Annotated in this window: 22 protein-coding genes; 19 read left to right on the top strand and 3 right to left on the bottom strand. The window is 42.6% G+C overall.

All coding sequences use genetic code 11. The features are described 5' to 3' along the window. Positions 1 to 1,308, bottom strand: a complete 1,308-nt coding sequence (locus HNP76_RS05525) for a glucose-1-phosphate adenylyltransferase (RefSeq protein ID WP_184658310.1) — start codon at positions 1,306 to 1,308, stop codon at positions 1 to 3. A gap of 150 nt (positions 1,309 to 1,458) precedes the next feature. On the opposite strand from HNP76_RS05525, the gene HNP76_RS05520 reads away from it, so the two are divergent. The 9 genes from HNP76_RS05520 to HNP76_RS05480 all read left to right on the top strand — a co-directional run bounded on the left by HNP76_RS05520 (position 1,459) and on the right by HNP76_RS05480 (position 11,156). Continuing rightward, entirely contained in the window at positions 1,459 to 2,238 is a 780-nt protein-coding gene (locus tag HNP76_RS05520; RefSeq protein ID WP_246462603.1) for an ABC transporter permease, read from the top strand. A 10-nt stretch (positions 2,239 to 2,248) separates the two neighbouring features. After that, entirely contained in the window at positions 2,249 to 2,911 is a 663-nt protein-coding gene (locus tag HNP76_RS05515; protein ID WP_184658308.1) for an ATP-binding cassette domain-containing protein, read from the top strand. 24 nt (positions 2,912 to 2,935) lie between these two features. After that, positions 2,936 to 3,871, top strand: coding sequence for an MlaD family protein (locus HNP76_RS05510; RefSeq protein ID WP_184658306.1), 936 nt, complete (start codon positions 2,936 to 2,938; stop codon positions 3,869 to 3,871). Next, entirely contained in the window at positions 3,871 to 4,809 is a 939-nt protein-coding gene (locus HNP76_RS05505) for a hypothetical protein (protein WP_184658304.1), read from the top strand. Before HNP76_RS05510 ends, HNP76_RS05505 begins: the two co-directional genes overlap by 1 nt. Positions 4,810 to 4,863: 54 nt before the next feature. Then, entirely contained in the window at positions 4,864 to 5,850 is a 987-nt protein-coding gene (locus HNP76_RS05500) for a PhoH family protein (RefSeq protein ID WP_184658302.1), read from the top strand. Positions 5,851 to 5,897: 47 nt separating this feature from the next. After that, the gene (locus HNP76_RS05495; RefSeq protein ID WP_184658300.1) at positions 5,898 to 7,655 is read left to right on the top strand and encodes an HDIG domain-containing metalloprotein; all 1,758 of its coding nucleotides are present in this window, start codon (positions 5,898 to 5,900) and stop codon (positions 7,653 to 7,655) included. Then, on the top strand, positions 7,655 to 8,137 hold the full coding sequence (ybeY, locus tag HNP76_RS05490; protein ID WP_184658298.1) for an rRNA maturation RNase YbeY: 483 nt from the start codon (positions 7,655 to 7,657) through the stop codon (positions 8,135 to 8,137). The genes HNP76_RS05495 and ybeY overlap by 1 nt, the downstream gene beginning before the upstream one ends. 73 nt (positions 8,138 to 8,210) lie before the next feature. Beyond that, on the top strand, positions 8,211 to 9,032 hold the full coding sequence (locus HNP76_RS05485; protein WP_184658296.1) for a hemolysin family protein: 822 nt from the start codon (positions 8,211 to 8,213) through the stop codon (positions 9,030 to 9,032). Between the two features lie 6 nt (positions 9,033 to 9,038). Further along, positions 9,039 to 11,156, top strand: coding sequence for a tetratricopeptide repeat protein (locus tag HNP76_RS05480; protein ID WP_184658294.1), 2,118 nt, complete (start codon positions 9,039 to 9,041; stop codon positions 11,154 to 11,156). Here HNP76_RS05480 and HNP76_RS05475 read toward each other — a convergent pair. Next, complete coding sequence (locus HNP76_RS05475; protein WP_184658292.1) at positions 11,134 to 12,081, bottom strand: hypothetical protein; 948 nt, start codon at positions 12,079 to 12,081, stop codon at positions 11,134 to 11,136. The genes HNP76_RS05480 and HNP76_RS05475 overlap by 23 nt on opposite strands. 63 nt (positions 12,082 to 12,144) lie before the next feature. Between HNP76_RS05475 and HNP76_RS05470 the strand changes: the two genes are divergently transcribed. The 8 genes from HNP76_RS05470 (at position 12,145) to HNP76_RS05435 (ending at position 21,026) form a co-directional block, all read left to right on the top strand. Further along, positions 12,145 to 12,426 (top strand): CRISPR-associated endonuclease Cas2, encoded by a 282-nt coding sequence (locus HNP76_RS05470; protein ID WP_184658290.1) that lies wholly within the window; start codon positions 12,145 to 12,147, stop codon positions 12,424 to 12,426. A 16-nt stretch (positions 12,427 to 12,442) separates the two neighbouring features. Next, positions 12,443 to 13,577 (top strand): peptide chain release factor 2 gene (gene prfB, locus HNP76_RS05465; protein WP_184658288.1). Its coding sequence is split into 2 segments (ribosomal slippage): positions 12,443 to 12,511 and positions 12,513 to 13,577, totalling 1,134 coding nucleotides; the frame shifts between segments, so codons are not numbered across the junction. Continuing rightward, the gene (locus HNP76_RS05460) at positions 13,577 to 15,346 is read left to right on the top strand and encodes a DUF8525 domain-containing protein (protein ID WP_184658286.1); all 1,770 of its coding nucleotides are present in this window, start codon (positions 13,577 to 13,579) and stop codon (positions 15,344 to 15,346) included. The genes prfB and HNP76_RS05460 overlap by 1 nt, the downstream gene beginning before the upstream one ends. Positions 15,347 to 15,361: 15 nt before the next feature. Further along, complete coding sequence (gene ftsY, locus HNP76_RS05455; RefSeq protein ID WP_184658284.1) at positions 15,362 to 16,225, top strand: signal recognition particle-docking protein FtsY; 864 nt, start codon at positions 15,362 to 15,364, stop codon at positions 16,223 to 16,225. Between the two features lie 24 nt (positions 16,226 to 16,249). After that, on the top strand, positions 16,250 to 17,770 hold the full coding sequence (locus HNP76_RS05450) for a hypothetical protein (protein ID WP_184658282.1): 1,521 nt from the start codon (positions 16,250 to 16,252) through the stop codon (positions 17,768 to 17,770). After that, on the top strand, positions 17,760 to 19,070 hold the full coding sequence (locus HNP76_RS05445; RefSeq protein ID WP_246462601.1) for an ABC transporter permease: 1,311 nt from the start codon (positions 17,760 to 17,762) through the stop codon (positions 19,068 to 19,070). The genes HNP76_RS05450 and HNP76_RS05445 overlap by 11 nt, the downstream gene beginning before the upstream one ends. Next, positions 19,063 to 19,743, top strand: coding sequence for an ABC transporter ATP-binding protein (locus tag HNP76_RS05440; RefSeq protein ID WP_184658278.1), 681 nt, complete (start codon positions 19,063 to 19,065; stop codon positions 19,741 to 19,743). The genes HNP76_RS05445 and HNP76_RS05440 overlap by 8 nt, the downstream gene beginning before the upstream one ends. After that, entirely contained in the window at positions 19,740 to 21,026 is a 1,287-nt protein-coding gene (locus HNP76_RS05435; RefSeq protein ID WP_184658276.1) for an FtsX-like permease family protein, read from the top strand. Before HNP76_RS05440 ends, HNP76_RS05435 begins: the two co-directional genes overlap by 4 nt. Here HNP76_RS05435 and HNP76_RS05430 read toward each other — a convergent pair. Further along, positions 21,023 to 21,337, bottom strand: coding sequence for a helix-turn-helix domain-containing protein (locus tag HNP76_RS05430; RefSeq protein WP_184658274.1), 315 nt, complete (start codon positions 21,335 to 21,337; stop codon positions 21,023 to 21,025). The genes HNP76_RS05435 and HNP76_RS05430 overlap by 4 nt on opposite strands. 104 nt (positions 21,338 to 21,441) lie before the next feature. Here HNP76_RS05430 and HNP76_RS05425 point away from each other — a divergent pair, with 104 nt between their 5' ends. After that, positions 21,442 to 23,172: an InlB B-repeat-containing protein gene (locus tag HNP76_RS05425; RefSeq protein ID WP_184658272.1), complete on the top strand. Its 1,731-nt coding sequence runs from the start codon at positions 21,442 to 21,444 to the stop codon at positions 23,170 to 23,172. A gap of 12 nt (positions 23,173 to 23,184) precedes the next feature. Then, positions 23,185 to 25,128 (top strand): leucine-rich repeat protein, encoded by a 1,944-nt coding sequence (locus HNP76_RS05420; RefSeq protein ID WP_184658270.1) that lies wholly within the window; start codon positions 23,185 to 23,187, stop codon positions 25,126 to 25,128. Positions 25,129 to 25,152: the final 24 nt, after the last annotated feature.

Raw genomic sequence — 25,152 nt, 5'->3', positions numbered from 1 at the left:
TTAGATTACTGTTCCGTCTGGAATTACTGAGCCTTTTCGGATTACGATGATTCCGTCTGAGCTGTAGAAGTATGCTCCGTTTGGAAGCTTGTTCTCTCCGTCAGGATATTTGTTGCCGTCTACATTGATGCGGCAGTTTTCGCCGATTGCAGCGTTTTTGTCGATGATGGTTTTGGCAATCTTGCTGTTTTTACCGATTCCGATATTCGGGCGTTTTGAAGTTTTGTTTTCTGCCTTACGCTCTTCGTTTTCGTAGTAATCGGCACCCATTGAGATTACACCGTTAAGCTCAACGCCGTCATTGATGATTGTTCGTACACCTATAACAGATTTTTTGATTGATTTTCCGTTAATGATACAACCCTCGGAAAGGAGGCTGTTTTCGATATGCGGTGTTCCGTTGATTTTTGGTGGCGGAAGGTTACGCATGTGGGTGTAGATTGGTGCGTCTGCATCGTAGAAGTTGAATGCAGGAATGTCTGCAGTGAGGTCAAGGGTAGCGTTGTAGAAGCTTGAGATTGTACCGATGTCTTCCCAGTAGCCGTTGAATACGTAAGAATTTACCTTTTTGTTTTTGATTGCGCGCGGAATGATTTCCTTACCGAAGTCGGTCAGGTCGTTGTCCAGGGTTTCTTCCATTGTATTGGCATTGAAGATGTAGATACCCATTGAAGCCAGGTATTTTTTGTCTTTTGGAAGGTCTCCGCGTGCGTTTGCAGGGATTTCCCATTTGCCGCTTTTGAGGACGTCTACTGAAGGCTTTTCGATGAATTCTGTGATGGCCTGCTTGCTGTCAATCTTCATGATGCCGAAGCCTGTTGCGTCGTGCTCGTTTACGGCTGTAGTTGCGATTGTGATGTCGGCACCGCTCTTGATGTGGCTGTCCATGAAAGCCTTGAGGTCCATGCGGTAGAGCTGGTCGCCGGAAAGGATGATATAGTGGGTCGGATTCTGGGTCTTGAAGTGGATGAAGTTCTTGCGGACGGCGTCTGCAGTGCCTTCAAACCAGCCTGAGTGCTCCAGAGTCTGCTCTGCTGCCAGGATTTCAACAAAGCCCTTTGAGAAGCGGTCGAAGCTGTATGAGTTTGTAATATGATGATGCAATGAAGCAGAGTTGAACTGTGTCAAAAGATAGATTTTGCGATAGCCTGAGTTGATACAGTTTGAAATTGGAATATCGACGATTCGGTATTTGCCACCGAATGGAACTGCTGGTTTAGATCTTTCTTTTGTGAGCGGGTAAAGACGAGTTCCCTTACCACCACCCAAAATAATTGCCAGTACACGTGGTTCTGTTGAATTAGTCATAGATTTTTTGCTCCTAGTGTGTTTATTTTTAGCTTATTTAAACATCATAAACCTAAAAAAATCAGATTGCAAATTTTTTCTATAAATTCTATGAAATTCTAGTTTTTAGGACTGACTTGTGCTATTCTAATTGTAGCAGGCTCGGTTACTGTGTTATTTAAAAAAGTTGGTTCCACTGTATTATCATATTTCTCGGCCCTCCCGTACCTTCTTGGCTATATCGGGCGTATTTTTGAGTCTTCGATAATTTTCTTCCATCGTGATAAAAGTGCCCACAAGGTCCTTATCATGCAGCTGCTTTTTACTTTTATCGAAGCCCTTCCCATTATTGCGATTCTTTCAGTTTCCCTGGGCTCTGCCGTCTACATAATCGGTCATTCTTTTTTGGTTTCAATCGGTCAGGGCAATTTGATTTACGGCCTTCTCGCGATTTTTATTGTAAGGGAGCTGGGGCCTCTTTTGGTCGCTTTCGTTGTAACGGCCCGTTCTGCCACGGCTATTGCGACTGAACTTGGCGGAATGGTCACTTCCCATCAGATTGAAAGTCTCGTCGCCTGCGGAATAGATCCAATCGATTATCTGGTTGTTCCCCGCTTTATTGGTGTCACTCTGTCAGTTTTCTTCCTTAATCTTTATTTTTCCCTCTGCGGACTTTTGAGCCCGGCCCTTATAGCCTGGTTCGTCAATCCTGCCGCAAGTTACGGCTATCTTTCAAATCTCCTGAAGGCAATTCCAGTCTTCATGATAGTCACTTCGCTGATAAAGAGCCTTGTTTTTGGAATGCTGATTTCAATTACGGCTACTTACTATGGATTTAATGTCGAGCGGGCTTCCACGGAAATTCCTATTGCGGGAATTCAGGCTGTAACCAAGTCTTTTTTTGGAATCATCATCGCTGATGTCGTCATAATCGTTTTGTCGTCTTTATAGGAAGGTTGGAATGGCTTTGTTTACGCTAGAAGATGTAAAATTCTCTTCCCGGGGCAAGGAAATTATCAAGGGAATCAGCTTGAAAATCGAGCCCAAAACCGTGACCTGCCTTGCCGGAAAGTCTGGCTGCGGAAAGTCCACCCTGCTCAAGCTTATTTCAGGCATTCTTGTTCCCAGCGGGGGCAGGGTCCTTTACAAAAAAAACGACATACAGATGATGAGCAATGCAAGAAACCGGGTTTTCAGAAGGGAGTGCGGCTTTGTTTTTCAGGATTCGGCCCTCTGGTCAAACCAGGACATTATGCAGAACCTTAACCTGCCCCTGCAGACTGCAAATCCTTCCATGTCCTTGGAAAAGCGCATGAAGAGGATTCATGATGTCTGTGCCCTTGTAAAATATGAGAGGGCCATGAATTTGAGGCCGGTTGACCTTTCAATGGGTGAGCAGAAAAAAATCGCTTTTGCCCGCGCCCTCATAAATAAGCCTTCCGTGCTTTTTCTGGACGAGTGCACTGAGTCCCTGGACAGAAAGAGCGGTGCGATAATCGTTGATTTGATTCAGGATTTTATCGCAAAGGGAAACACTGTAATTTATGTAAGTCACAGCTCAAATTTCGTCAATGCCATGGGGGGAAGCTCTCTGGTTATTGAAGAAGGTTTGCTAAGTGAATAAAATAGAATAAAAGTAAAAAAAAGTATGAAATTTAAAATTCGTTACGCTGATCAAATTGTCGGTGTCTTCTCTTTGTTTGCCCTGGCAGCCTTGTTTGCCTTGATTTTTGCAATCGGTGCGAGCCAGAACTGGTTTGTCAAAAAAAATCATTACTATTCTTACTTTAACTCAGGTTCAGGTCTGACTGTCGGAATGGACGTCACCTACAAGGGCTTTGCAATTGGTAAAATCAAAAACGTTAAGCTCGAAGGTTCCATGGCCCGCGTTGAATTCTATATCCTTGGTGAATACGCGGACTATGCAAAGGAATATTCTTTCGTTGAGCTTATAACAAGCCCGATTGGCCTTGGCTCTTCATTTGTCTTTTATCCCGGTGTAGGCTCGGAACTTCTTGCTCCCGGCTCTGAAATCTACCGTATTGATTCGGTCATTGCAAAGGAAATAATCGCTTCCCGCCAGATAAGGCTTGAGGGCCAGGAAGACTCAATCGGCGTCCTCATGAAGAAAATTTCTTCGATTATGGACAATGTGAATTCCCTGCTGGCAAATATAAATTCCGCTCTTTCTGATAATGATGAGGCTTCAACTCCTATCAAGCAGATTGTAAAAAATGTGGATGAAATCACGAAGAATCTTTCACTTTTTACGAACTCGATAAATTCCGAGGACGGGGCGGTTCCTTCGCTTTTGGGCGGAGAGCTCAGTTCAGATGTTTCCGACGTCTTGAAAAATATTTCGGTTGTTTCCGAGGAACTTTCTTCAATCGCCGGAAGTGCCGACACGATTATTGATACAGCCTTGCCGGAAGTCGACCAAATCCTTATCAAACTGAATTCAACTCTGGTTGAGGCTCAGGATGTCCTTACAGGCGTAAAGAACAATCCACTTATCCGTGGCGGTGTCCCGGACAGGTCAAAGGGAAAATCTTCGACCAGCCAGCTCAGGAGCGATGATTTCTGATGACTTGCAGGAAAATTTATTTCAAAAAAACAGCTATTCTCTTCTTTTTGATTGCATTCGTCTTTTTGTCATGTTCTTCTGCTCCAAAAAGGGCCATGATTGTGACCGATGTTTCAAATCTTGCCTGCGCCCAGCTTGAGGAAGCCAACAGCCGCATTGCCGAAGAAAACTATATCCGTGCCTTTAATTTGATTTCCAGCGCCTACAAACTCGCCCTTTCAATCGACAACACTGAGCTTTTGTGCAAAATCCTTCTTTCGGGCCTCATATTGAAGATTGACTGCCCGGAGTTTCAGGACGAGCTTTTTGCGGCTGAAGTCAGTGATTCTGCTTCTGCCAAAAGCTTTCTCGTAATCAGCAAGGAAGAAATTCTTGAGCTGGCAAAAAATACTGTCCGCTTTTCCAATGAAAAGGAGAAAAAGCTTCTTTACAGCCTCTGCACGATCTATGAAGTCAAAATGCTGCTTGAGGACGAAAAATCAGCTTCGGGAGAGGAGGGGCTTTTAAAAAATGCTCCTGCTTTGCTTGCAAAACTGGATTCAGCAAAGCCCTATATCTCAAAAGAGCCTTATTACCATGGATATTTCTGGCGCACGCGGGGCGAAATCTGCATGGCTTCAAAAAATTACGATGAAGCTCGAAAATGCTTTGTCTCTGCCGAAAAGATTCACAATTCCGAGCGCTATCTGATTGAGACTGCCCTTGACTGGTACTGCATTGCCCGTGCCTGTTCTATGGCCGGCAGAAAAGCCGAGGCCGTGGACGCCATTCTGACTGCCCTCAAATACGACAAGGACGCAGAAAATACCAACGGAATCGCTTCGGATTACAAGGCCTACTCAAGAATCCTCTTGAAGGGAAATCCAAGTGAGGAAGAGAAAAAACTTGCCGGGGATATTGCTGAATGGGCTCAGATGATTCTAAAGGCAAAAAGCTAGCAATAGAAAAGGTGAACCTTGCACGAATCAGATTTTAAGGTTAGAATTAAAGAAGTGAATTCTGAATATACAATCGTGCTTGCCGACGGCGACTTGCTTTCGCGTGTTTGCGGCACCAATGACAGCAATTTAAAACTCATCGAAAAGCATATTGGCGTGCCTGTTTTTACAAGAGGGAACGAAATTTCCATCGACGAAGAAGATCCTCACATTCAGCAGGAATTCAAATTCATCATTGACCGCATCGTTGATGAAATTTCAGACACAGGTGATTCGTCTTCCGATTTGATTCATTCGATTTTAAATACGGGCTTTGTTCACGGAGTTGCGGATACTGATTTTGATGCGGGCCGCTACGCCATTTCAATTCCCGGCAGCACCCGTAAAATTTATCCCAAGACAAAAAATCAGGCTGAGCTGGTAAAAGCCTTCCGCAAAAATGATCTTGTCTTTGCAGAAGGTCCGGCTGGCAGCGGAAAGACTTTTCTGGCTGTTGCAGAAGCCCTCAATCTTGTTCTTTCCAAAAAGGTTTCTTCAATTGTCCTTACCCGCCCGATTGTAGAGGCTGGTGAAAGCCTGGGCTTTTTGCCGGGTGACCTGGAAGATAAAATCAATCCTTATCTGCGGCCCCTTTATGATTCAATGAATGCCTGCCTGCCGCGCGAAATAGTGCATAAGCTCACAGAAAATGGTATAATAGAAGTTGCGCCACTTGCCTATATGAGGGGGCGCACTCTAAATAACTGTGCCGTAATCCTTGATGAGGCTCAGAATACAACGACGGAACAGATGAAAATGTTCCTTACACGCATGGGAGAGAATGCGAAAGTTTTTATTACAGGAGACACAAGTCAAATTGACCTTCCGAAGCGCTTTACTTCCGGTTTGGTTCATGCAATGCGGATTCTTTCAGACATCCCGGAAATCAGCATGATTCATCTTTCAGGTTCGGATGTAGTCCGTTCTTCACTGGTCAAGAAAATTGTTCAGGCGTTTGCAGAGAACGATTCGCTTACGGGGCAAAAACCGCGCGAATATTAGCGGCTCTGCTGGAATCTTAGTTTCCGGCGCGTAACAAGAGGTTTAAAATGAATAAAAAAGAAAAAAGTGATAAAAACGGAATTTCGATTTTCTTCGATTCTATTGGTCATTTCATTTCAAAAAACTGGGGCTTTATCCTTGCCTTTTTCCTTACCTTTGTCGTCAGCATGGCAATTGTCTGGTATGACGCAAATACAACCGAAACCCTTGCTTCATTTGCAATTGAGGAATACGAAATCGGACAGGTTGCCGATAAAACGATTTATGCCACAAAATCCCTGCCGGAGGACATGCGTTATCCTGTGGCAATAGAGAAGGGTGAAAAGGTTATCCGAAAGGGCTTCCCAATCACAGAAGAAGAATTCTTTAAGCTGCAGAAGATGGCTGATTCGCCTCTTTATGTGGATTACCGGGCTTTCTGTGACAAAATCCTCTATTTACTATTGCTTTCGGTTCTTTGGATTGTTCTTTTCAATCCGGTTCTGCTGCGTAAAAAAGTCGAGTTAAAGGAAGTCATACTTGAGTGCGTGCTTTTCGTAATTGTCTTCTTCCTCACTTCTTTCGGCATGAAGAATGCAATTTTCCAGAATCCATACACCCTGCCGGTCATGATTCCTTCAGTCTTCTCAGGCTTTTTGGTTGCAATCCTTTTTGGTCAGACTTCAGCCTTATTTTTCGGGGCCCTGCTTGCACTTGGAGTCCTTGGAGCTTCGTCATTCCAGATTGTCCCGACTTTGTATACACTGGCAGTTTGTGTTTCTTCGGCAAGAATCGTAATGAAGATTGAGCGCCGCATTGATATGGTTTTTGCCTCAATCATGCAGGCCATTTTGAGCGTTGTCTTCATCGTCTTCTTTAAAGTCATGTTCAATTCTGATTTTAACGATGCCGTCTTTATTTTCCCGGGTCTTGCCTTCAACTCCTTCATTTCAGGAATTCTTGTTTTGGGCTTCCTTACCCCTCTTGAGTCAATCATGAATACGGCTTCGGTTTTCCGCCTCATGGATTTGAGCGACCAGAACACTCCTGTCTTGCGTAAACTTTTGCTTACAGCCAGCGGAACCCACCAGCACTGTATGATGGTTGCCCAGCTTGCGGAAAATGCCTGCAAGGAAATCGGAGCAAATGCCCTTCTGGCCCGGGTTGGAGCCTACTATCACGACATAGGCAAAATGGAGCACCCGGAATACTTCACCGAAAACAATATCGATTCAGCAAACAAGCACACTGACTTGAATCCTTCGCTTTCGGTTTCTGTAATTAAGAGCCACATCAAGCTTGGCGTTGAAAAAGCTCACCAGCTGCGCCTGCCAAAGCAGATTATCGACATCATTGCCGAGCATCACGGCAATTCCGTAATCACTTATTTCTATAATAAGGCAAAAGATAAAGACACCAACGTAATCCCAGAGGATTATTCTTACCCTGGAAATCCGCCGACCACCAAGGAAAGCGCCGTCGTGATGCTTGCTGACGTTTGTGAGGCTGCCTGTAAGTCTCTTGAAAAGCCGACGGCCCAGCGCCTCGAAAAATTCATTCAGGAACTCATCAACAAAAAAATCGAAAGCAACCAGCTTGATAATTCTGCCCTTACTTTCGGTGAACTCACAAAAATCCGTGATACCTTCGTTCGAATTCTTGCGGCCTACTATCACGGAAGAATCAAATACCAGAATCAAAAGGATCCTGATGCTACAGGCGATTCTGAGTCTAGCGAAAAGGACAAGTCATTCACAAGTGATGAAGATAAGTCTTTTTCATCAGAAGCAAAGTCTGATTCAATTTCAAAAGACGGGGACAAGTAATGGCAAATAGAATTTTTATTTCCCTTATGGAAGATTTTACTCCGCCGGAATGGTTTAATGAGCAAAAAGTTGAATCTTACTGTCTTTCTGTACTCGAAAAATTAGGATATGATGGAGAGGAAATTTCTGTTTTGTTCTGCAATGATGAATACATTCAGGAGCTTAACAAAAATTACCGCGACATCGATTCTCCTACTGATATTCTTTCATTTGAAAACGGTGAAGAATACAGCGATGATGAAGGCAAGTGGCTTCAGGCCGGGGATATTGCGATTTCTCTGGAAACCCTGCCCAAAAACGCGGAATATTTTTCTGTAAGCCAGAACGAGGAATTCAAGCGCCTTTTGATTCACGGCATTCTGCATCTGAACGGCTACGACCACGGCGAAGAGCACATTGAAAGCGGTGTCGCTCCCACGGACGAAATGCTTGTCCTGCAGGAAAAAACGCTCAAGGAATTTGGGGATATAAATTTGATATAAACCACAGATTAAATGGATTAAAAGCAATAAAAAAAATCCGTGTCCATCTGTGGTAAAAAATAAAGGAAAATATATGGGACTATTTAAATTCAGAAAAAAGAAAGACGAGGACTATCACTCCAGTAACGCCGCCAGGTCGGAGAAAAATTCTGACTTGGATCGGGCACAAGAAGAAATTCTCATTGAAGAGAAAAAAGACATGATTAAGGGCATAGAGGATTTGTCTGAGACTACCGTAAAGGAAGTCATGATTCCTCGAATTGACGTCGATTTTATTTCAATCGACACCCCCGAAGAAGAACTTTTGGAAAAAATCACCGCAAGCGGGCACTCACGTTTTCCTGTTTACAGCGAATCAATCGACAATGTCACAGGAATCCTTTACGTTAAGGACATAATCAAGGCTATAGCCCGCAAAGAAAACGTCGATTTACAGAAAATCACCAAAAAAGCATATTTTGTTCCTGAATCAAAGAAGATTGACGGACTTTTGCGCGAATTCAAGCGCCGCCACCAGCACATTGCGATTGCTATTGACGAGTACGGCGGAATTTCCGGCATCGTCTGTATGGAAGACATCATCGAGGAAATCGTCGGCGACATTCAGGACGAGTTCGACAACGAAAAGGAAGACATCGTTTCACTGGGCGAAAATGTCTGGCTCTGTGACGCCCGCGTTGACCTTGACGACCTCAACGAAATCCTTGAATCAGACTTTCCTACGGAAAATTTCGACACCCTGGGCGGCTATGTTCTTGATTTGTTCGGAAGAATCCCTGCAAAATACGAAAAGGCTGAGGCTCAAAATTTTGATTTCATCGTTCAGGACATGGAAGGCCACCGCGTAAATTTGATTAAGGTGGTTAAAAAACAGAGCGAAAATTCCGATAATTGAAAAGATATGAAATCGATTCGAAAATGTTTATCAGTTCTTGTTTTTTCTCTTTCAGTCTTTGCTTATTCTGAGAGTTTGAGTGCGCTTAAGTTGTTTGAGCGTGGCGTGCAGAAGCAGAATCTTGAAGATTATTACGGTGCTTCCGAAGATTTTCAGCAGGCTTTACAGGCAAACAAGTCTTATGGCGAGGCATGGTTCCATCTTTCACAGGTGACTTATGCCATCGGTGACTACACGCTTGCCCTCACATATCTGGAGGAAGCTGACAAATACGCCAAAAACAGAACCGACATTCAGAACTTAAAGGGAATGATTCTGATTGCCCTGGGACGGCTCGATGACGCCCGTAAGGTATTCAATGAAATCCTCAAAAAATATCCCAATGATATTGATTCCCGCTTCGGACTTGCGGAACTTGATTTGTTCACAGGAAGTTTTATCGGGGCAAAAAATCAGTACGAGGATGCCCTTAAAAGACAGGGCAACAACCGCAAGGCTCTCCTTTCACTTGCCTTAATCAGCTCGGAGCTTGGAAATCAGGATACTGCGCGAAAGTACATCGAGCAGGCCCTGCGCTATCATTCAGGTGAGAGTGAGGTTCATTATCTTGCGGCCTATCTTGAGGCAAAGCGGGGCAATTTTGCTGAGGCTGAAAAGAGAACCCGTGCTGCCGTTCAGATAAATCCTGAATATACAAAGGCTTACGTCCTTCTTTCATCGATTCTCTATGCCCAGAAAAAGTACGATGACGTAATCGACATGTGCGACTACCTCATCTCAAAAAAACGAAGCACAAATGAGGCCTGGTATTTGAAAGGTCTGGCTCAGAACCGCAAGGGAGACTGGAAGGCTTGCGTTGAAACCTGGAACATGGCCCTTGCAATCAATCCTTACGATGAAGTTATGAGAAGCGGACTTGAGCTTATCATAATGAAAAAACTTCCTGTTGAGGATGACCGTCGTGCGGCCTGGGCAGATTTCCATGTTCAGAAGGCCCGCGAATACACCAAGTCATATTTTGGCGAAAAAGCCCGCTATGAATATCAGCGTGCCCTCAAAATCAATCCTTTTGATGATGCAGCCCGCTCGGAATTTGCCCAGCTTCTGGGAAATACCGGCCTTAACGAAAACTATCTCAACCAGCTTAAATTCATCAAGCAGAATCAGGAAAGGGCTTTTGATGAAAGCGATGAAAAGGCTAAGCTCACTCCTGAGCAGAAAAAGGTCAATGATACGATTGAGGCTTACGAGTCACTCATGAAGTATTCTCTGGCGGCAAAGTGGAATGTAGATCCCTTCTACCTTGATAAAACCCGCTGGCATATCGGCCTTTACTATACTAAGTCTCCTGTCCAGCTCTTGCATTGTGATGCCGAGGAAATTGCAGCCGGAATGTGCGCTGATATTTTCTCAGGAATTGCGTCAACTTCCGTTGCCCTTGAAAATCGTGCTGTCTCTGGCTACGGCGAGGCTTACCGCCTGGCCCGCAAGAACAACCTTGATTATTTCGTGATTCTCAATATCGATGAAACTGAGCGCGAAATCACTCTGGGAGCAACAGTTTACTCTGCAAGAACCGGCACTGAGACAACAAAATTCTCTTCATTCAGAACTGGAAACGATAAATTCTCTTCAGTTTTGCGTGCTTTCCGCCGTGACTTACTGGCAATGCTTCCTGTCCGGGGTAAAATCCTTCAGCGGAGTGTCAACGACATTCTCGTGGACTTGGGAACTGTCGAGGGCATGAAAAAGGACGTCGTTCTCGATGTAATCAAAGCCGGAAAAATCACGACTAGTGACAAGGGACTTGGCGTAACCTACGAAGAGAAAAATCATCTTGGCACGATTAAAATCAACCGAAGCGGAGAGGAAATTTCTCAGGGAACTTTGGAGCAGAACGGCTTCTATGACCGGGTAAATGTCGGTGATGAAGTTCTTGTTAAATTCCGTCCGGACGAAAAGAGTGAGGAAGATGCACAGATTGCTGACAGCTCACCTGCAGCCGGTGAAAACGGAAAGAGAATCCTGCCTGAAGATGAAAAGCAGAAGAAACTTGATGCCCGTGAGATGGGACTGGTTAAAACACCTGCGATTATTGAACTTATCCGCGGCTTGAAGAACTGATAATCTTTTCTTCCTGGGGAATCTGATAAAAATCAAGCGTGGAATCAATCCACTTTTTGGAAAGCTCTGGCAGCTCGTCCTCTACGAAAAGGAAGAGTTCCAGGGCTTTTCTGTAATTACGGCAGTAATACTGGGACTGGGCCAGATAGAAAACAGCCCTTGTGGTGACGTATGGATCCCGGGTGATGCCGAGAAAACTTCTTAAATCATTGACCGAGCCCTTGTAGTCTTTTTTGATGAAATATTTTTTGAGTGACTCAAAGAGAAAAAAATCATCGCCTTCCGGGGAAAGAACCATGTCTTCCTCAAAAACATAGGGATTAAGCTGTTTGGGCTTTTTGACAGCGTATTTTCCTGCAAGCTCGCGGCCTGCCTTTTTAGCCTTTGCCGTCATGGGCGTGGCCTTTATGTCCAGGTCAGAGATTAAATCGAGATAGGGAAGAGGAAGTTCCCGTAAAAAGCCCGGAACATACTGTTCATCGGCCTCTGTGGAAGCGATTTCGTAATAATCATCCGGCGGAAGAAGGGAAACCGGCTTTACGGTGGCGTTTACCGTGGGCAAAAGCATATTGAAAAGGTTGCCGTTTCTGTCGCGGGCTATGAGGGCATAAAAATAATCGCCGAAGTGCTTGAGGTTGTCCGTGTAGCTTGTTGTGTGGGCCGGAACTTCTGCAACCGGCTTTTCGGCTGAAATAAAGGACTTTTGCTGAATCTGGCTGGTTGAGCGGAAAATTGCTATGCTTGCGGCGTTGAAATCAGAAGGAAGGTTCCATGAAAGCTGGATTTTATTGACTCCGGCCTTTTGAGCTGTGATTGCCGTGCAGACCGGATGGTTGGTGATTCTCTGGGCCCGGGCAAAAGTGCCGCAAATCATGAGGAAAGTGAGAAAAAATAGCCTGACCTGCCTGATTGAGAATAATCTCATATCATTATTTTGCAACAAAAAGGGCGGTTTGACAAGATAAAGGCGATGTTTTATTCTATATAAATGTTTGTATCCGTAGTTCTAGATCCGGGTGGAATTGACAGTGCCAAGGCAATTGCAGAGATTCTTGCCCGATTCAGTTTTAAAAAAATTCAAAAAGCCTGCTGGGAGAGTATGCAGATTAACGAAGCTCAGCTTGCAAGTCTCAAAAGAGAGATTGATTCCGTTACCGATTATTATGATACCCTGAGGATTTATCAGTTCCCGGTTAATTCCAATTTTGCGGTCACGGAACTTCGTCACAAGCAGTGGAAGCGAAGCATTTACGGAGCAAAACAAAGCTAAATTTTAGGAGCAAAGAATGTTAGAAGAACTCAAAGAACCGATCTCAACCCTCGAAGAAGATATTAAAAATGTCTGGGGGCGTCTTTGACGCGCCTGCAATCGATAAAAAAATAAAGGAAACCGAAGCACTTACTGCCGCAGAAGATTTCTGGAATGATGCCGACAAGGCTCAGAAGGTCATGAACGACCTAAAGCTTTTGAAAGGCCGGGTTGAGCCCTGGCGCGAACTCATGCAGCAGATTGATGACATAAAAACCCTCTACGAACTTGGAAGCGAGGGCGGTGATGATTCTGTTGAAGAAGAAATCCGTGAAGAACTTGCTGCCTGCCAGAAAAAATTTGAGGAACAGAGCATTTTGAACCTGCTTTCAGGCGAAGTCGATAAAAACGGCTGCTTCCTTACGATTCATGCAGGTGCCGGTGGAACTGAGGCTTGTGACTGGGCCTACATGCTTTCCCGCATGTACATCCGCTGGGCAGAGCGCCACGGCTACAAGCTTGAGACAGTTGACCTTCAGGAAGACGAGGGCGGAATCAAGTCCACCACGATTCAGATTACCGGCGACTATGTTTACGGCCACCTCAAGGGAGAGGCCGGCGTTCACCGACTGGTCCGAATCAGTCCTTTTGACGCGAATGCCCGACGCCACACATCTTTCAGCTCGGTCTTCATTTTCCCGATTCTTGACGACACAATCAAAGTCGACATTCGTCCGGAAGACCTGCGCGTAGACACTTACCGTTCAGGCGGAAAGGGTGGTCAGCACGTAAACAAGACTGACTCAGCAGTCCGCTTTACCCATATTCCGACAGGCATCGTCGTTCAGTGTGACAGCGAGCGAAGCCAGATTATGAACCGTGCCACCTGTATGAACCTTTTGAGGGCAAAACTTTACGCCCACTACGAGGAAGAGCGTGCTAAGGAGACTGCAAAATTCGGTGCAGAAAAAAAGGACATTTCCTGGGGCAACCAGATCCGTTCCTATGTTTTCCAGCCATACACAATGGTAAAAGACCACCGAACAAAGTTCTCCGTTGGTGACATTCAGGCCGTAATGGACGGTGACATCGACCAGTTCATCGATTCCTTCCTTCAGGCTCAGTGGAAAGGCCTGCCTGTTGGCGGTGACGACGAAGACGACGACCTGTAATGAAAAAACGTCTCTGGATTCTTATTTTTCTGATTTTTTCTCTTTCAGCCTTTGCCGACAACTGGACTCTCGGCGTGATGGAATTTTCCTTCAAGCAAAAGCAGAAGCTGGGTGAAAGTTCGGCTAAGGCGGCTCAGGTCCTGCCCCAGCTGATTGTCGAGCAGTTTTCGAGCGAAAACATCCGAACAATCCCCCAGAAGGAAAGGCTGGACCGTAAGCTCAAGGAACTTCAAACCCAGCGCATTTCGCTTTTCCTTCAGCTTTCAAAAGAATATAAAAGCCGTGATTCCCTGGTGCTTTCAACCTACAGTCCCAAAAAGCTGGAAAAAGAAATAAAAAAGCAGATGGAAAAAATCAGGGACATAGAAATCAAAATTAATGAAAATCTTGATGAAGTTAAAAAAGAGATAGACAAGGCGGCACCAAAAATCAGCCATGATGAAAATGCCCATTCGGATTTAAAAAATAAAGATGATAAAAAAAATCTTCCTGTCTTTCCGATTAAACTTCCATTTTCTTTTTTTCAGCATGATGAAAAAGATGAGGTAATTACAGAAAATGTAGTTCTTTACCGCAGCGACTCAACGGCTCTCTTTGCCCCTTCAGAAAAATCTCTTGAGGCTGGCTTTACTTCCTGGGATTTTGAACAGGAGGTCACTTCTGCCAAAATCAACGGACTTATTACCGGCGAGATTACCTGCTATGGCGATTATTGCTCGGTAACGACCCATTTGCGTATTTATCCGGGCGGAGAGATTTTCGGAAGCGTTCAGGAAGTCGGTCTTCTTACTGATTTAATGCCCCTTGCAGACTCAATAGCGCGAAATCTCGATTCAAAAATTGCAAATGCCCTTCCAGTCATGCTTGATTTTGACATTAATCCCAAGGAAATTGCTAAAGATACAAAAATCATGATTGACGGAATTGTCTTTTCGCTTACAAAAACAGACGGCTCCTTTGATAATAAAATCATCAAGGATGCGGGAATCCATCACATAAACATTGAGGCACCCGGTTATGAGAATCTTGCTTTTACATATTCCTTTACCGATGACAATATGTTTTTCGTTCATGCAAATTTAGTGCCCAAGGTTCACGGCCAGGCCCACATTAAGCTTAAAAAATACCGGGACGGCGTTTTCCACACCTATGGCCTGAATCAGGCTCCGGTCAGTCAGGAAGAGCCTTCTGCAAAACTTGACGTAAACGGAAAATCAGTTCTGGGTGTCTTTTCCGTTCCCAAAAAGAGCCAAGAGGACTCTGATTCCAGCAATATTGCTTTCTTCCGCATTCCTGAAAATCAGGCCTTTGACGGAGCCTATCTTCTGGTCAATGCCAAGCCTTTCGACCGCCAGGCTAACATCGACAAACGCAGGCGATGGATGTATACTGCTTATACAGCCTTGATTTGTTCCCTGCCTTTTACCTTCTATTATAAAGGTGAATTTACTGCCGAAAATTTTGCCAATTCCCAGGGGCGGGGTGATTATGACCGCCTTCGTGACTTGCAGAACCGCTCCAACATTTGCGCGGGAATTTCGGCTGCCTGTGGTGCCTGGACTGTCATTGAGCTTGTCCGCTATTTGTGGGCTGCTGACAGGGTTCTTCCTGCTAAAACCAAAATCGATAAAAAGTCGATGAAAGAGGCGGCCCAGCTTTCAAAGCCCCAGATTGAAGTCATTGAGGATGAGGCGGCTGAAAGTCAGGAAAGTCCAGAGCCTGAAAGCAAAGAATCAGTCATTCAAAATAATGAAATTATGGTAAATTAAACAATTGGAGAAAATATGAAAATTTCATTCGCACAGAAATTCAAAAATCTTTTCAGTTCAAAAAAAATCGACGAAGAATTTTTTGAAGATTTAACAGATGCCCTTGTTGAAGGTGACATGGGGGCAAAACTTGCTTATGAAATAACAGAAGAACTTGAGTCAATCTGCCGTGAGAAAAAAATATCCGATGAAGCTGACATAAAAAATGAATTGAAGAATATGCTTTTGTCTTACGTTAAGTCTTATGATTTAGTTCCGGAGCAGGGTAAAGTCAATCTTTTTATGATGCTGGGTGTAAACGGCGTCGGAAAGACTACAAGTGCTGCCAAAATCGCAAAACTTTTCAAGGATAGGGGCGAAAAGGTAATCATGGCGGCGAGCGATACCTTCCGTGCTGCTGCAGAAGAACAACTTGAAATGCACGGCGAGCGACTTGGAATCCGCGTGATTGCCCATCAGCATGGAAGTGACCCGAGCGCAGTTGTTTTTGACGCTGCAGAAAGCTCAAGGGCAAACGGCGGCGGAGTAATCATCGCTGATACAGCGGGCCGCCTCCACAACAAGGAAAATCTGGTGCGCGAGCTTCAGAAAATCGACAGGATTGCGTCTCAAAAGGCTGATGCAGGCTGCTATAAAAAACTCCTTGTGATTGACGGAACGACCGGTCAGAATGCCCTCAGACAGGCGGAAGTCTTTTCTGAGAGCGTGGGCGTGGATGCAATCGTCATCACAAAATACGATTCGACTGCCCGGGGCGGTTGTGCCTTTACAATCGGAAAGCAGCTGGGGCTTCCAGTTGCCTTTGTCTGCACCGGTGAAAAATACGAGAATATTCAGGCCTTTGATCCTGAAAAATACGTCGAGGAATTCTTGGGCTAGTAAAGTTAAAAATTAGGAATTTGAATGTTCAGGCTTCGTAAAGTTTTTTTACCCCTCATTTTGATTTTTTCTCTTACCCTGAGCCGGGCTTTCAGCCAGGAAATTCCTGATGACGACAAAAAAACACTTTATTCCATCCGTGAGTTTTTCTTTGAGATTACCCGCTACAAGACTACGGGGCTTCTCCTTTATCCTGAGTGTCAGGCCCTGGCTTCGATTTCTGAAATTCCTGCCAGATTAATGACCCAGAGAAAATGCATTTCTTCGCCTTTGGATTCAGTTTATCTTTGCGAGTATTATAATCTCCAGAAAAGGGGAATAATCGACAGTTCCTTCTGCCCGGAAGATTTGTTCAGCGTGGCAGAAAGTTATGAAGTCGTAAGTGAAGGTTCTGAAGTTGAGGCCGGAAAGCCTGAAAGTGAAGCCGAAAGTGCTGAGAGTGAAGCAGAAAATCTTGAAGGTGAGGCTGAAAGTGCTGAGAGTGAAGCAGAAAATCTTGAAGGTGAGGCTGAAAGTGCTGAAAATGTGTCTGAGACTGAATCAGAAAGTACTGAGGACAAGGTTGAAGAGACTGAAACTAAGCCTGAAAATGCTGGCCCTGCGCCTGACTGGATTGACTATATCCTTCAGAGCTTTGAGTCTTATTCTCCTTCAAAGTCCGGGACTTTTGACGTAACCGACGGTTCCAGAATCCTTGAAATGCTTGAGGGCGGTGATGACCGGGGAATTGACGGCCTTGAGGAGTCAAAAATCGAATCGGCTCTGCCCCAGGAATTTACCTACACAAAAAAGAACGGAAATTTACGGCGTTTTTCATATGACGGCGAGCAGTTTACGGCCTGGAAAGAGGGCGAAAACACGGTTCTGGTCAATTTTTATGGCGAAAAACTGATACGCAAGAAATTTGATCCCCTTTACAGGCTGGTAAAAAGCGAGAGATTTAAAATTACGACAGCCGCAAAGAATATAAGTCTTGAATCTTCACTTGATTATACTTACTTGGGTGAAAATACCCTGCCTTCCCAGTCGGTTGAGGAGCAGTTTGACAGCAAAAAAAGGCTGGTAAATAAATTTGATGAGAGCGGAAGGAGCATTTCCCTTCTTGAAAGCCATTATGAAGAAAGGGAAGTGAAGTCAAAGGGCAAGAAAAAATCCGAAAAGGCTGAGACTGAGACCGTCCTTCTCGACGACAAGAAAACTACCAACAGCTATGACGAAAAAGGAAGGACTCTGCTGCAGGAAGTCGTTACATGGACTTACAAAAAGACTTTTTCGGGCAAATTCAACCGCAATGAGCGTTCTGTCAAAAGCGAGTTTGATTATTCTTCGGTCACTGATGAAAATAATCTTCCTCCCAACCTCAAATTTTACGAGAACGGAGAGCTGCATCTTGAGAGGAACTACAAAAATCAGAATTCATATTCAGAAAAATTATATTTTGAGGACGGATTTTCTGTTGAGGTCGTCTATGAGGGCGGCGTGAAAAAGACTGAAATCATTTACATCAATGGAAAAGAGCAGAGGAGGCGGGAATTTGAGCATTAAAAAAGGGCTTTCCTGGATTTTCTTTGTCTCACGCAGGTTTGCAAAGGTTGACCGAAAGGGCTCTTCCGCAGTTACGACGACCCTGGCCACTTTAGGAATCTGCTTCGGCGTAATGACTTTGATTACCGTAATCAGCGTGATGAACGGATTTCAGCACAGTTTTATCGATGTAATCATGGAAATAAGTTCCTATCACATCCGGGTGGAATCTTCTGCTGACGGTCTTGAAAATGGCCGCAAGAACGAAAAATTTGAATCTTTCTGTGCCGCAGAAAAATCCCTGCGCTCAGTGACGCCTTTTTATGAGGCCCAGGCTCTTGTCCTCGGAACTTCCGGCAAGGAAGCGGCTGCCATGATAAAGGCCCTGCCGTCTTCGATTTACAGCGATGATCCTGCTTTTAAAAAGCATGTTCAGATTTATGCCGGAACTTTTGACATTTCTGAAGCAGACGACATTGTGATCGGCTCGGAACTTGCCCGCCGCACTGGAAGCAGGCCCGGCAGCAAAATCAATCTTTATGCCCTTTCAGGCGGAAACGACGTTGACCTCTTTTCAAGCGACCGACTTTTTACGGTCCGGGGAATTTTTCACACAGGCTATGCTGACATCAACGCTTCCTTTGCCTTTATCAATCTGGAAGCCGGGCAAAAATATTTCGGAAAGGATGCGAAGCTCATTTACGGAGTAAAGCTTTTTGATGAAAACGAAGACTCAAAAATGATTGGCAAAATCGCCTCGAAATTTCCAGATCTAAAAAGTGAATCATGGAAAAGCTACAACCGCTCTTTCTTCGGGGCTCTTCGGGTCGAAAAGAATATGCTCATGATGCTGGTCTTTTTGATTTTCGTGGTAGTCGCAATCAACATCTTCAACGGAATGAGGCGAATGGTCTACGAAAGGCGGGAAGAAATCAGTGTCCTCACTGCATTCGGAGGCAGGCCTTCTTCCATTCAGTCAATTTTTGTAATGCAGGGATTTTTGACAGGCCTTACCGGTTCTGTCCTCGGCGTGATTCTGGGACTTTTCCTATCAATCAATATGGAAACTGTTTTTATTCTTCTTTCAAAGATTTCATATTATGCCACTCTTTTTGCAGTGATGATTGTAAATCCTGCCAACGGAGATTTCGTGCGTGAAAACCCAATGTTCATGCTCTATGCCAGCATACCGCCGAAAATCTTTATGAATGAAGTTTTTATGATTGCCTTGTTTGGAATATATTCTTCTCTGCTTGCTTCTTTTTGGGCCAGCAGGGCAGTTCTTAAAATGACTGTTGTTGAGGTGATGAGGGATGAGTGAGATTATTGTAAGCGTAAAGGAACTTGAAAAGACATATAAAACCGAGAGCGAAAACCTTACGATTTTAAAAGACCTGAACCTTGAAATCGAAAGGGGCAAGAAAATCACGATTGTAGGCGAGAGCGGAAGCGGAAAAAGCACTTTCCTCAACATAATCGGCGGCCTCGATAATCCGACAAGGGGGTCTGTCCGCTGCGGCTCCTACGACCTTATCAATCTTGATGAAAAAAAACTTTCTGATTACAGAACTCATTTTCTGGGCCTGATTTTTCAGTTCCACTATCTGCTCAAGGATTTTACGGCCTTGGAGAACACCTTTTTGCCTTCGATAATGGCTGGTCTTCCCAAAAAAGAGGCGGCGGAAAAGGCAAGGCAGCTTCTTTGTGACGTTGGGCTTGAAAAGCGCGTTGACCATCTTCCAAGCCAGCTTTCAGGCGGTGAGAGGCAGAGGGTCGCCGTTGCCAGATCCCTCATGAACAATCCTGAGCTTGTGCTTGCTGACGAGCCGACCGGAAACCTTGACCCTGAAAATGCGAAAATGATCGGCGAGCTGCTTTTTTCAGTCGTTGATAAATACAAAAAAACTCTCCTCCTGGTCACTCATGACATGAATCTTGCCCGGCGCGGAGACTTGTGCTATTCAATCAAAAAGGGAAAGCTGGAGCTGGTATGACTTTTTCTTCTTCCCTTCTTTTTGCTTCAAGGCTTCTCTTTCCCCGAACAGGCAAAAAATCCAATGCCCGCCGCAGCCTTTTCTGGGCCTTGCTCTGCATAGGAATGAGTCTTGTTCCCCTTATCATGGTTCTGACTGTTTCAAACGGCATGATTAAGGGAATCACCGACCGCATGATAGGCCTTTCAAGCTCTCACCTGCAGCTGGTTCTCTACACGAATTCTGAATATGCAAAAAGTGCCCAAAGCCTCAGCCAGCTTTCTGATGCAATCAGGATGTATGAACCTTCAGTAAAAAATATTTATCCTGAGCTTCAGGGAATAGCCCTTGCTTCTTCGTCAAAGGGGCGTTTCGGTGCTTCTGTCCGGGCTATGGAAAAAGACGTCTTTGAAAAAAATGCCGCCTTTAAAAAACTCTTTGAGATTGTCGAGGGAAATACTGACCTGTCGAAAGAAAATTCCTGCGTCCTCGGAAAAAAACTCGCCACTGATTTGAACCTGCACGCCGGGGATTCCTTGAGGATTATTACCACAAAGGAAAATTCTTCGGGCAAGACCATGCCTAAAATCACCCTGCTTAAGGTGAGCGGAATCGTCTCTTCAGGCTATCAGGAACTGGATTCCCTCTGGCTTTTTATTTCACTGGAAAATGGATTTAAAATCCTTTCATCTAACTCTTCGATTGCCCAGCTGGGAATTGAAACTGAGGACGCTTTTTCAATGAATCTTGAGAAAAGTTTCCGTTCCCTCAGTCCCTTCCTTGCCTCAGCCGGAAAAGTCTACCGCTGGAATGATTTGAATTCCGCCCAGTACGAAAATTTTGCCTCAACCCAGATTATGCTGATTTTCATCATGATGCTGATTGTGCTTGTCGCTTCGGTCAATATTTCAAGCGCCCTCGTAATGCTGGTAATGGAGCGCAAAAAGGAAATCGCGATTTTGAAAAGTCTGGGCGGAACAAAAAATGGAATTGCTCTCTCATTCATTATCACGGGTGGTGTGATCGGATTCTTCGGTGTTCTTTTGGGGCTTCCGCTTGGACTTATTGCCTCTGTTCATTTCAGTCAGATTATGGATGCAATTGAAAAGGTCGTGAATCTTTTTGCAAATGACGTGCATATCCTCGACCCTCAGTTTTATTTACAGAACATCCCCCTTGTAATTCCGGTTCCACAGGTCATTTTGATTGGAGTTGGAACTATTGTGCTTTCGCTTTTAGTGAGCGTAATTCCCGCACTCAGGGCCGGCAAAGAAAAACCGATTGAAACATTGAGAAAAATTTAACTGAGTTCTTCAAAAGCCCGCCCGATGCTTTTTAATATTGCATTTTCAAGTTGAGCTTTTATGGTTTTTGTATCTGTACGCGAGGAATCCTTGATTGGTGGTTCTTCTTTGTTAAAAAGCTGCATTGGGTCGATTTGCAAGATGTGTGCGATTTGCTCAATTGTTTCTGGGGAAGGAAAATATTTGCTGTTCTCGATGCTGTTGATGTAGTTCGGATTTTTATCAAGTTCAATAGCTAAATCAATTTGCCGTAATCTTTTTTGCTTTCTATAGTATTTTAAATTCCGAATAAAAACATCTCTCAAATTCATAATATCCATAGTATGACAATGTTTGAAAATCATATGTAACCAAATTAGTTGTATAAAATATTGAAATTTCTTGAAAAGTAACTTATTTAGTTTTATAATGTGTAATGAAAATGACTGTATTCAGCCTTGATTTCTATAATTTGTGGGGTATTACTATGAAAAATACGGTTAAATTGGTTATTTTTCTATTTCTTATTTTTGCTGGTTTTAATTCGTGCAAAGACAATTCCGATAGTGATGAAAGTAGTCTCGCAAATATAGAAAATACTACTAAAAAAACATCAGATGAAAAAAATGATACAGATAAGCAGAACGACTCTAAAAATGATAATAATAATACTGAAGATGCTAAAGGTGTAGAAAATGAAACTTATGATTCAAAGTCAAAAGACCCCTCAAAAACTAATATAGATGATGAAAGTCAGAATAATGAAAACTCTAATGAATCAGAGAGTGTTGTAAATGATTCGAATGATAAAAATAAATCGGAAGTTGGTCTAGATGAAAAAAAGGAGTCTGAGAATAAAACTGCCGAAAGTGATAATAAAAATACCGGAGATTCCAAGGATGTAGAAAATCCAACAGATGATTCAAAGCTAAAAAATACATCTGAAACGACTATAGATGATAAAACTAAGAATAATGAAAAAACTGATGAATTAGAAAGTGTTGAGAATGACTCAAATGATAAAAACAAATCTGAAGTTGATGTAGATGAAAAAAAGGAATCTGATACTAAAGCTGACGAAAGTGATAATAAAAATAGCGAAGATTCCAAAGTAGTAGAAAATCCAACAGATGATTCAAAGTCAAAAGAAACATCTAAAACTGATATGGATGATGAAAGTAAGAATAATGAGTCATCTGAAGAAATAAATCAAAAGGAAACAGACACCAACAATATTAAATTGGAAGCCAATCAACGCCTTATTGAATTTGAGACAGCTGGAGGCACAGAAATTCCTTTTCAAATAGTTGCTGTCGGGGCTATGGCCTTTAAGCCTCTAAATCCCACTAAAACTGGTTATACATTTATGGGCTGGTTTATAGATAAAGGTTTTACGACACCTTTTGATTTCGATAAACCTGTTTCAGTAAATATGACAATTTATGCTAAGTGGGAAATCAATATTTATACGGTTACTTTTAAATATAAGAAATATTTCGATTCTGATAGTGAGGTAACAATTACAAAAGATGTTGAATACAATTCTACTGTAGAACAACCGGATGAACCAGAACGAGAAGGTTATACATTTACCGGTTGGTATTCAGAAGATTCCAAACTTTTTGATTTTAAGACCCAAATTGTAAATAATATAATCTTAACTGCAGGTTGGAAAATCAATAGCTATACCGTGAAATTTGATACACGAGGTGGTTCGGAATTTGAGCCTCAAACTGTCGATTATGGTTCAAGGCCAGATTATTCGACAATTCCTGCGAAGGAGTTTTCAAAATTTATAGGTTGGGAAGATGAAAACGGAAAAAGATATTATCCGATTTCAAGCAGTGATTCCGATCAGTCTAAAATTCATTCTGATATTACGCTTTATGCAATTTGGAAGCCTGTTAGTAAAAACTTAATTTCGATTACAGTTTCTCCTCAATCCGATATAGAAGTATCAAGACGGGATAATGACAATAAAATTACCTTCTCAGTTGATGATAGTTACACGATACTTGGATGGTATTTTGAAAATCAACGTGTGAAAACAGAACACGAATATTCTCTTGATATATCAAGCTTGAAAAAAGGCTCGTATATTCTTGAATTGGAAGCTCAAAAAAATGGAAAGTATTTTTCGTATACAGCACAGATTACAATAGAGTAAGGTGTAGAAATTATGAAATTCAATAAGATAGCTTCTGTATTTTTTTCGATTTGTGCTTTTTTGTTGTTTTCTTGCAACAATTTAACAGAAAAGGAAAACCTATCTGACGATGGGGAACGCCTGGCGACTCTAAAAATATCTCTGGCTGATTCTAGCCGAACCGTTTTACCACAATTAGGAAATTTGGAAGATTTAAGTAATTTTTATCTTCGTGGAATAATCAGCGAAAATGATTATTATAAAAATTGGGAATATAATTCAAATTCTTATTATCGATACGAAAATTATGAAAATACTTTAGGATATTACACTTCTTTTTCTGATTTGCAAAAGGCCAAAATTAATCTGAATGTCGGAGAATGGACTTTTACGCTAACAGCCCAAAAAGGCGGTTCGACATACAAAGCCACAAAAACTCAGAGCATTGTTCAGGGTGAAAATACAATATCATTTGAGCTGGAACTTTTTGATTCTGGTACATCCAAAGGCTCTTTTTCTCTTTCTTTGGATTTTTCTGAGGCAGAGAATGCGGACAAAGTAACATCTGCAAAGGCTGTTTTGCAAAATATAAATGGAAATTCTGTAGACGGATTTGAAACAAGAAATCTTTCTATTAGTGATGGAAAAGTATGTTATTCAGAAAATGCACTTCCAGTAGGCTCTTATCGAGCATTGATTACTCTTTATTCTGATGATTTAGAGCTTTTGACTTGGCGGGAAATTGTCGTTATTGCGAGTGATTTGGTGAGTGAGGCTGAGCGCATTATAGATAGTCTGAATGAGGTTTATCATATTACCTATGTATTGAATGATAATGAAGATAATAAGGCAAGTTTTTCGGATATACCAGTTGAATCATTCAATCATTTAACCCAATATTTTGACCTTCAAGAGCCAAATCGAGAGTATTATTATGGATTTGATGGTTGGTATGAAGATGAAGATTTTTCCGGCGAACCAATAACAAAAATCGATACTTCAAGGACGGAAAATATAACACTTTATGCAAAATGGAAAGAGCTTTCTCATGCTGCAACATTGGCGGAATTATCGATATCAGACCAATATAGTTACTCTATATATGATAATGCCCAGGACAGAAATAGAATTACATTTTCACCAGACATCCATGAATATTATATAGAGTATTATTGTAGAACGGTGAGAAAATATTCTGGTGGTAAAAGAATAGAAACTGTTCATGGTTTTTCGCTTGACGGTCGGCTTATAGATTCTAACGCTACAGTTACTGCATCAAGCAATACTGAAATATCAAGTAATAATGATGAATTTTGCTTAAAAGAATATTCTCTTGATAGTACAATACAAGATGTTCTTCTTACAATAACGGCACAAGATGGAATAACTCGAAATACATATATCTTTCATACAAAACGGATGTTCCATTGCAATGAAAATCTTTTATCTAATACAGTTGTTGCAACTGACGATTATATTGATTTTAGTTTTAATGAATATGGAAATAGAATTTATCATTGTGAACTAGCAGAAAAATTGAAAGATTTAACAGGCATAACACTGGAGTTACGAAATGTTAAGAAGTCTGCTGATAATAAATGTATAGTTAATAAGTGGGCATTTAAAGATTGTGTTGCGCTTGTAGGTATCGCGCTTCCTGTGTATGTCACGACTATCTATGATTCTGCATTTGAAAACTGTATAAATTTAAAGAGTGTTATAATGCCACGAAACCTAACCAGCATACAACCTCATGCTTTTACGGGAGCAAGTAGTTTGGAATGTATATATTTATATGATAAGTTAGAGTCTTTGTGTGGAGAAGCTTTTTCTGATACTCCAAAATTAATTTCGATTTATTACACTGGAACAAAAGAACAATGGGAAAAAATACAAAGTGTTTCTGCCCTGAATTGGTTAGGAAACTCTCATAATCCTGTAACGGTCTATTGTTCAGATGGTGAAATCGTTTATTAATAAAAAATTAAATTCTTTAGGAAA

Source organism: Treponema ruminis (assembly GCF_014201975.1).
In the GTDB taxonomy this organism is placed as follows: domain Bacteria; phylum Spirochaetota; class Spirochaetia; order Treponematales; family Treponemataceae; genus Treponema_D; species Treponema_D ruminis.
The sequence above is the reverse complement of the archived record's forward strand: the minus strand, read 5'-3'. Positions and strand labels throughout refer to the sequence as shown.